The following is an 8,381-nucleotide window of genomic DNA, read 5'->3' on the forward strand; positions in this document are numbered from 1 at the left end:
CGTGGCGTGCCGCCGCCATCGGCGACCACGACACCCAGCCTGTCCTTGCCGGCAAACTCCACATTCAGCGCCTCGCCCGGCTTGCGGCCTTCGCTGCCGCGCACCAGCTTGCCGTTTTCGTCCAGCACCACGGCAAAGCCGCGTTCCAGCACCCCTTCATAGGAATAGGATTTGAGAAGCTTGGAACTCGCATCGAGGCGCCGGGCCAGATCGGTCAGATGCCGCCGCTCCGCCCTTTCCGCCCGCGCGGCCACTTCCGAGACGCGTTCCCGGCGGTCGCGGATACGCTGGCGGATCGGCCGCAAGCTCACCCTACCCTCCAGCCGCTGAAGCTGGGCGCGCTTTACCTCCGTTGCCCGGATCAGGCCGCGCGCCAGCCTGTCGGCTGCGCTGTCGAAACGCTGGCGCGGCAGAGCGATGAGTTCGGCAAGGCGCGGCAGGCCCCGGGCAAGGCCCCGCAGGTCGTTTTTCCGCTGCTCGATGAAGCGCGCCTCCGCCCGCGTCAGCCGGCGGCTACGGTCCATCACCGCGTCCACCAGCTCCGCGCGCACGGGCACGGCGATTTCGGCCGCCGCTGTCGGCGTCGGCGCCCGGCGGTCGGCCACGAAATCGATCAGCGTCGTATCGGTCTCATGGCCGACGGCTGAAATCAGCGGTATCTCGCTTTCCGCCGCCGCGCGCACGGCCACTTCCTCGTTGAACCCCCAGAGATCCTCGATCGAACCGCCGCCGCGCGCGACGATCAGCAGGTCGGGCCGTGGAACGGGGCCGTCCTTCTTCATCGCATTGAAGCCCCGGATGGCGGCGGCGACCTCCGCCGCACTGGTTTCGCCCTGTACGCGCACCGGCCAGACCAGAACATGGCGCGGGAAGCGGTCCTGCAGGCGATGGAGAATATCGCGGATAACGGCGCCGGTCGGGCTCGTCACCACGCCGATCACTTCGGGCAGGTAAGGCAGGCGTTTCTTGCGCTCTTCGGCAAAGAGGCCTTCGGCGGCGAACTTCTTGCGCCGTTCCTCCAACAGCGCCATCAGGGCGCCCGCGCCCGCCGGCTCCAGCGCCTCGATCACGATCTGGTATTTCGACGAGCCGGGATAGGTGGTCAGCTTGCCAGTGGCGATGACCTCCATCCCCTCTTCCGGCTTGAAGCGCAGCTTGGAAAACACCCCGCGCCAGATCACCGCGTCGATCCGGGCCTTCTCGTCCTTCAGGCTGAAATAACAGTGTCCCGAGGAATGCGGCCCCCGATAACCCGAGACCTCGCCGCGCAGCCGCACATGACCGAACTCGCTCTCCACCACCTTCTTCAGGGCGAAGGAAATCTCGCTTACGGAGAATTCATGCGCATTGCCGGAACGCTCTGACGGTGCGGGAGGAGCCATTGGCCGGGAGATCCTTTCTACCCCGGGCCTGCTTGCCCGCGGGGTCGGTTTGCCGGAATCGGACCCCATGTTACAAGAAATCCGCATCCTGCCGACAGGGCGGCCGGAGCATGAATTTCGTGCCGCCGGCCATATCCTGTATGGGGCGGAACCAGGGAAAGACAGCCTGATGAATATCCTCGTGATCGGCTCCGGTGGCCGCGAACATGCGCTGTGCTGGGCGATTTCGAAAAGCCCTCTTTGCGACGCCCTTTATTGCGCGCCCGGCAATGGCGGGACCGGGGAGGGCGCAGCGAATGTCGACCTTTCCCCGCTCGATTTCGACGGCATTGTCGGTTTCTGCCGCGACAAGGATATCGGTTTCGTGGTGGTGGGCCCGGAAGACCCGCTGGTGAACGGGCTTGTGGATCGGCTGGATGCGGAGGGCATCAAGGCCTTCGGCCCGAGCGCCGGCGCCGCGCAGCTCGAAGGCTCCAAAGGCTTCACCAAGGATATCTGCGCTGAATTCAACATTCCGACCGCCGCCTATGGGCGCTTTTCCCAGGCCGAACCCGCCAAGGCGTTCGTCCGGGAGCGCGGGGCGCCCATCGTCGTGAAAGCGGACGGGCTGGCCGCCGGCAAGGGCGTCATCATCGCCGAGACGGTGGACAAGGCAGAGGCAGCGATCGACGAGATCATGGCCGGGCGCTTCGGCAACGCGGGCGCGGAAGTCGTGGTCGAGGAATTCCTGACGGGCGAGGAAGCGAGTTTCTTCGCCATTTGCGACGGCGAACTCGCCGTACCTCTTGTCGCCGCGCAGGACCACAAGCGCGTCTTCGATAATGATGAGGGCCCGAATACAGGTGGCATGGGGGCCTACAGCCCGGCGCCGGTGATGACGGGTGCCATGTGCGAACGCGTGATGGAAGACATCGTCAATCCAACGCTCGCGGCCATGCGCGCCAAGGGCTTTCCTTTCAAGGGCGTGCTTTTTGCCGGTCTCATGATCACGGCGGAGGGGCCGCAGCTCATCGAATACAATACGCGCTTCGGCGATCCGGAATGCCAGGTGCTGATGATGCGCCTCGACAGCGATCTTCTGTCCGCGCTTGTCGCTGCGGCAGACGGCAAGCTGGGCGGCGTGGCGCTCGACTGGAAGAACGAGACCGCGCTCACCGTGGTCATGGCGTCGAAGGGCTATCCCGGCTCCTATCCCAAAAACACCGAAATTCGCGGGCTCGACAAGGCGTCGGCGCTGGAGGGCGTGCAGGTTTTTCACGCAGGTACCACGCGCGACGGCGACAGGCTTCTGGCGACGGGCGGACGTGTGCTCAACGTAACGGCCACCGGCGCGAGCGTCGCCGAAGCGCAGGCACGCGCCTATGAGGCCGTGCGCCTCATCGACTGGCCGGAAGGGTTTTGCCGCAACGACATCGGCTGGCGCGCCATCGAGCGCGAAAAGGGCTCGGTCTGAACGACCGGCCATGCAGGGACAGCACCTCAAAATGATTTTCGTACCGAAGAACAAGAACGCATTGAAGGGGAGGAGCGCATGAGCGAGAGCGCAGAAAGCCGTCAGGACATGTTTTCCGGCACCAAGGAAGTGGCCGAAACGCACAAGTTCGAGGAAGCGAAGCTCGAACAATATATGCAGGCGCATGTAGAGGGCTTCGAGGGACCGCTGGAGGTCCGCCAGTTCAAGGGCGGGCAGTCGAACCCGACCTATCAGCTCGTCACGCCCGGCAAGAAATATGTGATGCGCCGCAAGCCTCCGGGGAAGCTGCTCCCTTCCGCGCATGCGGTGGACCGCGAATACAAGGTCATCACGGCGCTGCATTCCATCGGCTTTCCCGCGCCGAAGACCTATTGTCTCTGTGAGGATGAAAATATCGTCGGCACCATGTTCTACATTATGGACATGGTGGAAGGCCGCGTTCTCTGGGATCCGATGCTGCCCGGCTTCGATCCGCAGACGCGCCGGAAAATGTACGAATCGCTTGCCCATACCATGGCGGATCTGCACATGGTCGATTACGAGAAAATCGGCCTTGGCGATTTCGGCAAGCCCGGCAACTATTTCGCCCGCCAGATTTCACGCTGGTCGAAACAATATGTCGCCTCGGAAACCGAAACCATTCCGGAAATGAACAAGCTGATGGAATGGCTGCCGGAACATGTGCCGGACGACAGCTCGACCAGCATCGTGCATGGCGACTACCGCATGGACAACACCGTGATGCACCCGACGGAGCCACGTGTGGTCGCCGTGCTCGACTGGGAGCTTTCCACTCTCGGCCATCCGCTGGCGGATTTCACCTACTCCATGCTGCAATGGGTCATGCCGCAAATCGGCGACGGCGCAGGCGTCGCCACCATCGCCACCGCAGACCTCGCATCTCTCGGCATTCCGACGCTTGAAGAATATGTGCAGCTCTATTGCGAGCGGACGAACCGTCCGGGTATCGACAATCTGGACTACTATTTCGCGTTCAACTTCTTCAAGCTCGCCGGCATTCTTCAAGGCATCGTCGGGCGCGTGCGGGACGGCACCGCGTCCAGCGCTCATGCCGAAGAACAGGCTGCCCGCGTTAAACCTCTCGCACAAACGGCGTGGAAGTTCGCTCAGCAGGCTGGCGCCATGTGACTCTGCATGAAATAGTAGCGCCACCGAATAACAAGAAACGAGTTAGTACATCTTATGAGTAACGCAGAGTGGGTTCGCCGGGGATTCGAAATCAGTCTGGAGAAAGATCGTCTTGATCGCGAAGAGATCACGAAGATGCTGAAAGCCACCTATTGGGCTCATGACGTCCCGGAGACGGTTCTTTGGGACAGCATCATGAATTCTCGCGCCTATGGGCTTTTTTCTCCGGAAGGCGAACAGGCCGGTATCGGCCGCATGGTGACGGATCTCTCCCGCTTTGCATGGATGAGCGACGTCTATGTCCTCCCCGTTCACCGGGGGCAGGGTCTTGGGGAATGGCTCATCCACACCATGCTTAACGACCCGGCCGTCGCGGGCGTGCGGCGCGTCATGTTGAGCACGCATGATGCGCAGGATCTCTACAAGCGCTTCGGGTTCGCAGAAATTGCGGATGGAAGCGAGGAAGCCCGCCAGATGATGCAGCTGCTGCGCGCGCCCGACGAAGGAAACTGAAGCTCGGTCAGCCGGTCTCCTTTGTACCGTTCAGGCCTTCCGCCGACACGATGTGAATATCGCGCTGCGGGAACGGAATTTCGATTCCGTTCTCGTGGAAGCGGTCCCACACTTCCAGCAATACATCGCTTCGCACGTTGACGGTGCCCTGTTCCGGGTCGTCCACCCAGAAGCGCAGTTCCAGATCGACGGAGCTGTCGCCGAAACCGACCATTCGCGAGACCGGCGCCGGCAAGCGCAATACGCGCGGGCAGGCAAGCGCGGCTTCCTCGATCAGCTTCATCGCAAGCCGCACATCCGCGTGATAGGAAACGCCGATGGGAATATGCATGCGGACATTGCGGTCCGAGTAGGACCAGTTCACCACCTGCTGCGTGATGAGGTCTTCGTTCGGGATCAGATATTCCTTGCCGTCGCGCGTGACCACCGCCGCGTAGCGCGCGCCCAGCTTGCGGATCCAGCCGTAAGCGTCGCCAACCTCGATCACGTCGCCCGGCTTGATGGAGCGGTCGAGCAGCAGAATGATCCCGCTGATCAGGTTGGAAACGACCTTCTGCAGGCCGAAGCCGATACCCACGCCCACCGCGCCTGAAAAGACGGCGAGTGCGGTGAAGTCGATCCCCACACTGGTGAGCGCCACCAGCACGGCGATAGTGATGAGCGCGATACGCAGAATCTTGCCAACCAGTACCTGGGCGGCGGGCGTAATCCCTTCCACATGGGCCAGCTGGGATTCGAGCAGCTTCGACAGCAGATTGGCCGCCCAGAGCAACACGACGAACAGGGCTGCGCCGGTCAGCAGCATCAGGACGGAGATACGCAAGCTCCCCGCGCGGATGGCGGCGGCATCCAGCGCATGCATGACCGGTTGCAGCCAGCCCAGAATGGCGAGCGCCGCGATCACCCAGACAATGGTCGAAAAGAGCGCGGACACGACCGCGCTGCCGATAAAGGCGCCCACAAAGCGGATCACCACCCAGGCGACCAGCAGGCTCGTCGCCAGATACAACAGGTCCGATGTCGTACCGGCCGCGGTAAGGGCCGCCGCCGCAACCCAGAGCATGATGAGCGCGCTCAGCGCAGCGATCAGCGGGATCTGGTGTTCCAGTGTGCGGATGACCCAGCGGGGAAACGAGGAGCCCCCGATCATGCTGCGCAGTCTTGGCGAAACCCGTTTCCCGATCTGGAGAGCCGCGACCGCGACGGCAAAGATGATCGCGAGTTCCACCAGCGCATGCCAGTTGAACAGGCTTGTCTCTATGCGAGTCCAGAGCGTCTCCAGTACATGTCCCGCGCTGCTCGCGAAATCCTGCACATTGTCGGAAAGAACGACTGCTTCTTCACCCTCTTCCATGGCACTACTCAAGCATTCCGCCGGTGGAAAGTCGAGAAACCTCCCTCAATAGAGGAACATCGGCATGCCGGTCACCTTGGCGATGCGCGGACGATAGGCTTGCGTGTCGTAAAGCGCGTCCACATCGACCCGGCGCTGGCCCTTGATGCAGGTATCTCCCGGAACGGTGGTGTAATTGCCGTCCCGTATCGCCATCATCAACCCGTGCTTTCCCTCGTCCAGAAGCTGGACGGCCATGGTGCCGTAGCTCTTCGCAACCATCAGGTCCAGCGCGTCGGGGGCGCCGGCCCGCATCATATAGCCCAGCGACTGGCTGACGATTCCGACACCGGTGATGCGCTTGATTTCCTCGCCGAGGAGTTCACCGACACCGCCCAGCTTGCGATGGCCATAAGCGTCGGCCTCGCCGCGCTCCACGATTTCACCGCCCTGCATCTGCGCCCCTTCGGAGACGACCACCATGGAATAATGGGAGGGATTGTCGGCGCGGTCTTTCAGCAACTGCTCGGACAGCCGGTTCACATTGAAGGGAACTTCCGCGATCAACGCGCGGTCCACATCGGCGAGATAACCGGCAATGAGTGCCGTCTCGCCGGAATTGCGGCCGAAAAGTTCGATCACCGCGATGCGTTCATGGCTGCCCGTCGAGGTACGAAGCGAATTGATATGCTCCACCGACCTGGACACGGCGGTGGAAAAGCCGATGCAGTAGTCGGTGCCGAAGACGTCGTTATCCATCGTCTTTGGCACAGACATCACCTTCATGCCTTCCTGATGAAGCCGTGCGCCATAGGAAAGAGTGTCGTCGCCGCCGATGGGCACCAGCGCATCGATCTCCAGCGCCTCCATCACGCGCAACACATGCGGCGTGCAGTCGTATAGCCCCTTGTCGTTCTTTTCGAATTTCCCTTTCAGGAAGTCAGGCAGGTCTTCTTCCTTCACCTTGCCGGGGTTGGTGCGCGAAGAATGCAGTACCGTGCCGCCGGTACGGTCGATGGTGCGCACCGCGTTCGGATCGAGCCGCATCAGGTGTTTTTCGCTGCCTTCCGGATCGTCGGGGTTCCATTCCAGCGGTCCGGCCCAGCCGCGCCGGAAGCCGACCACTTCCCAGCCGAGTTCGCTGGCGCGCCTCGTCACCGCCTTGATGCAAGGGTTGAGACCCGGCACGTCGCCACCGCCTGTGAGAATTCCGATCCGCATAACTGGCTCCCCTTTGAGATACGACAGGATAGCTTCGCCTTCACCTTAGCAAAGCACGACCCCGATCTCTTCCATGAGCGCGAATAAAAATCTGACAATCGCCGTCACAGGGCAAAGTGCCGTTGTGAAAGGCAATCGAAAGACGGCAACACTTCGTATTGGTATATTTTTTGTTGCTCAACGGGAGGCGAAATGGAGGGGTTAAATAAGCTTGAGAACGCGGTCCTGACAAAACTTCTCGCCGGAGAGCACCCTATCCTGGCGACGTTGCGTTTGCAGGCCGAAGCAGCCCATTTGGTTACTCGCGAGTACTCCGGCAACGGCTTTTTTTGTACTTTTGCGGTGCCAACAGGTCCGCCCCCGGTAGCCTCAAATTCAACTTTCCGCATAGGAGACGTTGATGCGAAAGTTAAAGGGCTGAAGCATGGAGCCGGATTCGTTCTTTTTGTTAAGAATGGATACCTCGATATGCTAGAGGGCTATTCTTATGAAGAACCTTGGCCAGCGAAACTCGATGAGTTCGCGCTAAACTACCAGCATGAACCGCGGATCGTAGACTCGCTGTTGGGCAAGTAGCGATAGTACTGCAAAAAGGCCCGAGCCGACGACCCGGGCCCAGATTGCTGCATATCCTTTCATCAGAGGCTTTCGGCCCCCGGTTCGGTGGCACCGCCTTCCGAGACTTCGAGAATGGCTTCTGCCATTTCGTATTTCGTCAGGAAGCGGGCGATAGACCCGAAGGTCGAGGTCCGCAAGGGCCCGCCATGGTGATCGGCCGTCGCAAATCCCGGTACGAAGATCGACCCGGCGACCCGCAGAAGACCCGACAGCCGAACCGTCTGCGGCTCGTAGTACTCCCGCAAGCGTTGCGAGATTTCGACTCGACTGCCTGTGTCGTAGATTGCGGCGACGAGCACATCCATCACGAAGTTCGTGCAGTTCTGATATCGCCACTCATAGGGGTTCGCGACGACGGAATAGGCCGGCACATGCAGTTTCCGGTAGGTCGGAGACTTCAGCACACGCAGGATTTCCATCTGCAGCTCGGCGTTCGGAATGATGATCCCGGCCTTGAGGTCGACGACGGCACCGAAAAACTCCGCGGGGAAGTCCTGCACCAGTTCGCTGCGCGCGGAGTCTTCCTCTGTCTGATAGAGATTGTAGACGGCATAGCCGTTCACCTTGCCGCCGTCCGGCGCCGTCACCTCGGAATAGACCCAAATGCCGACATGCGTGTAGTCGCCAGTGCCTTCGGGCATGTCGTCGGGGTCGCGGCCCATGCGCGACACCAGCGCCACCACGGCGCCCC

8 protein-coding genes are annotated in these 8,381 nt (G+C 61.5%); 4 read left to right on the plus strand and 4 right to left on the minus strand.

Features of this window, described 5'->3' with window-relative positions; all coding sequences use genetic code 11:
* Positions 1–1,382: exodeoxyribonuclease VII large subunit (gene xseA / locus CMI59_RS13175; RefSeq protein WP_293328699.1), on the minus strand; the 1,382-nt coding region annotated here is incomplete at its 3' end.
* A gap of 169 nt (positions 1,383–1,551) precedes the next feature.
* On the opposite strand from xseA, the gene purD reads away from it, so the two are divergent.
* The 3 genes from purD to CMI59_RS13190 all read left to right on the plus strand — a co-directional run bounded on the left by purD (position 1,552) and on the right by CMI59_RS13190 (position 4,518).
* On the plus strand, positions 1,552–2,835 hold the full coding sequence (gene purD / locus CMI59_RS13180) for a phosphoribosylamine--glycine ligase (protein ID WP_293328700.1): 1,284 nt from the start codon (positions 1,552–1,554) through the stop codon (positions 2,833–2,835).
* Between the two features lie 78 nt (positions 2,836–2,913).
* Positions 2,914–4,005 (plus strand): phosphotransferase family protein, encoded by a 1,092-nt coding sequence (locus CMI59_RS13185; RefSeq protein WP_293328701.1) that lies wholly within the window; start codon positions 2,914–2,916, stop codon positions 4,003–4,005.
* 54 nt (positions 4,006–4,059) lie between these two features.
* Positions 4,060–4,518, plus strand: coding sequence for a GNAT family N-acetyltransferase (locus CMI59_RS13190; protein WP_293328702.1), 459 nt, complete (start codon positions 4,060–4,062; stop codon positions 4,516–4,518).
* 7 nt (positions 4,519–4,525) lie between these two features.
* Here the strand turns inward: CMI59_RS13190 and CMI59_RS13195 are convergent, their stop codons facing one another.
* Both CMI59_RS13195 and CMI59_RS13200 read right to left on the minus strand, forming a co-directional pair.
* The gene (locus CMI59_RS13195) at positions 4,526–5,872 is read right to left on the minus strand and encodes a mechanosensitive ion channel domain-containing protein (RefSeq protein ID WP_293328703.1); all 1,347 of its coding nucleotides are present in this window, start codon (positions 5,870–5,872) and stop codon (positions 4,526–4,528) included.
* A 45-nt stretch (positions 5,873–5,917) separates the two neighbouring features.
* Entirely contained in the window at positions 5,918–7,072 is a 1,155-nt protein-coding gene (locus CMI59_RS13200; RefSeq protein WP_293328704.1) for an ATP-dependent 6-phosphofructokinase, read from the minus strand.
* A 192-nt stretch (positions 7,073–7,264) separates the two neighbouring features.
* Here CMI59_RS13200 and CMI59_RS13205 point away from each other — a divergent pair, with 192 nt between their 5' ends.
* Positions 7,265–7,648, plus strand: coding sequence for a hypothetical protein (locus CMI59_RS13205; RefSeq protein WP_293328705.1), 384 nt, complete (start codon positions 7,265–7,267; stop codon positions 7,646–7,648).
* A 62-nt stretch (positions 7,649–7,710) separates the two neighbouring features.
* Here the strand turns inward: CMI59_RS13205 and CMI59_RS13210 are convergent.
* A partial coding sequence (locus CMI59_RS13210) for a DUF2145 domain-containing protein (RefSeq protein ID WP_293328706.1) occupies positions 7,711–8,381 on the minus strand: 671 nt, incomplete at its 5' end.

Origin of the sequence: Parvibaculum sp. (genome assembly GCF_002684405.1) — a bacterium.
Classification (GTDB): domain Bacteria; phylum Pseudomonadota; class Alphaproteobacteria; order Parvibaculales; family Parvibaculaceae; genus Parvibaculum.

Coding starts and splice junctions, on each gene's coding strand:
- purD (WP_293328700.1), top strand. CDS start 1,552: ATGAATATCCTCGTGATCGGCTCCGGTGGCCGCGAACATGCGCTGTGC.
- CMI59_RS13185 (WP_293328701.1), top strand. CDS start 2,914: ATGAGCGAGAGCGCAGAAAGCCGTCAGGACATGTTTTCCGGCACCAAG.
- CMI59_RS13190 (WP_293328702.1), top strand. CDS start 4,060: ATGAGTAACGCAGAGTGGGTTCGCCGGGGATTCGAAATCAGTCTGGAG.
- CMI59_RS13195 (WP_293328703.1), bottom strand. CDS start 5,872: ATGGAAGAGGGTGAAGAAGCAGTCGTTCTTTCCGACAATGTGCAGGAT.
- CMI59_RS13200 (WP_293328704.1), bottom strand. CDS start 7,072: ATGCGGATCGGAATTCTCACAGGCGGTGGCGACGTGCCGGGTCTCAAC.
- CMI59_RS13205 (WP_293328705.1), top strand. CDS start 7,265: ATGGAGGGGTTAAATAAGCTTGAGAACGCGGTCCTGACAAAACTTCTC.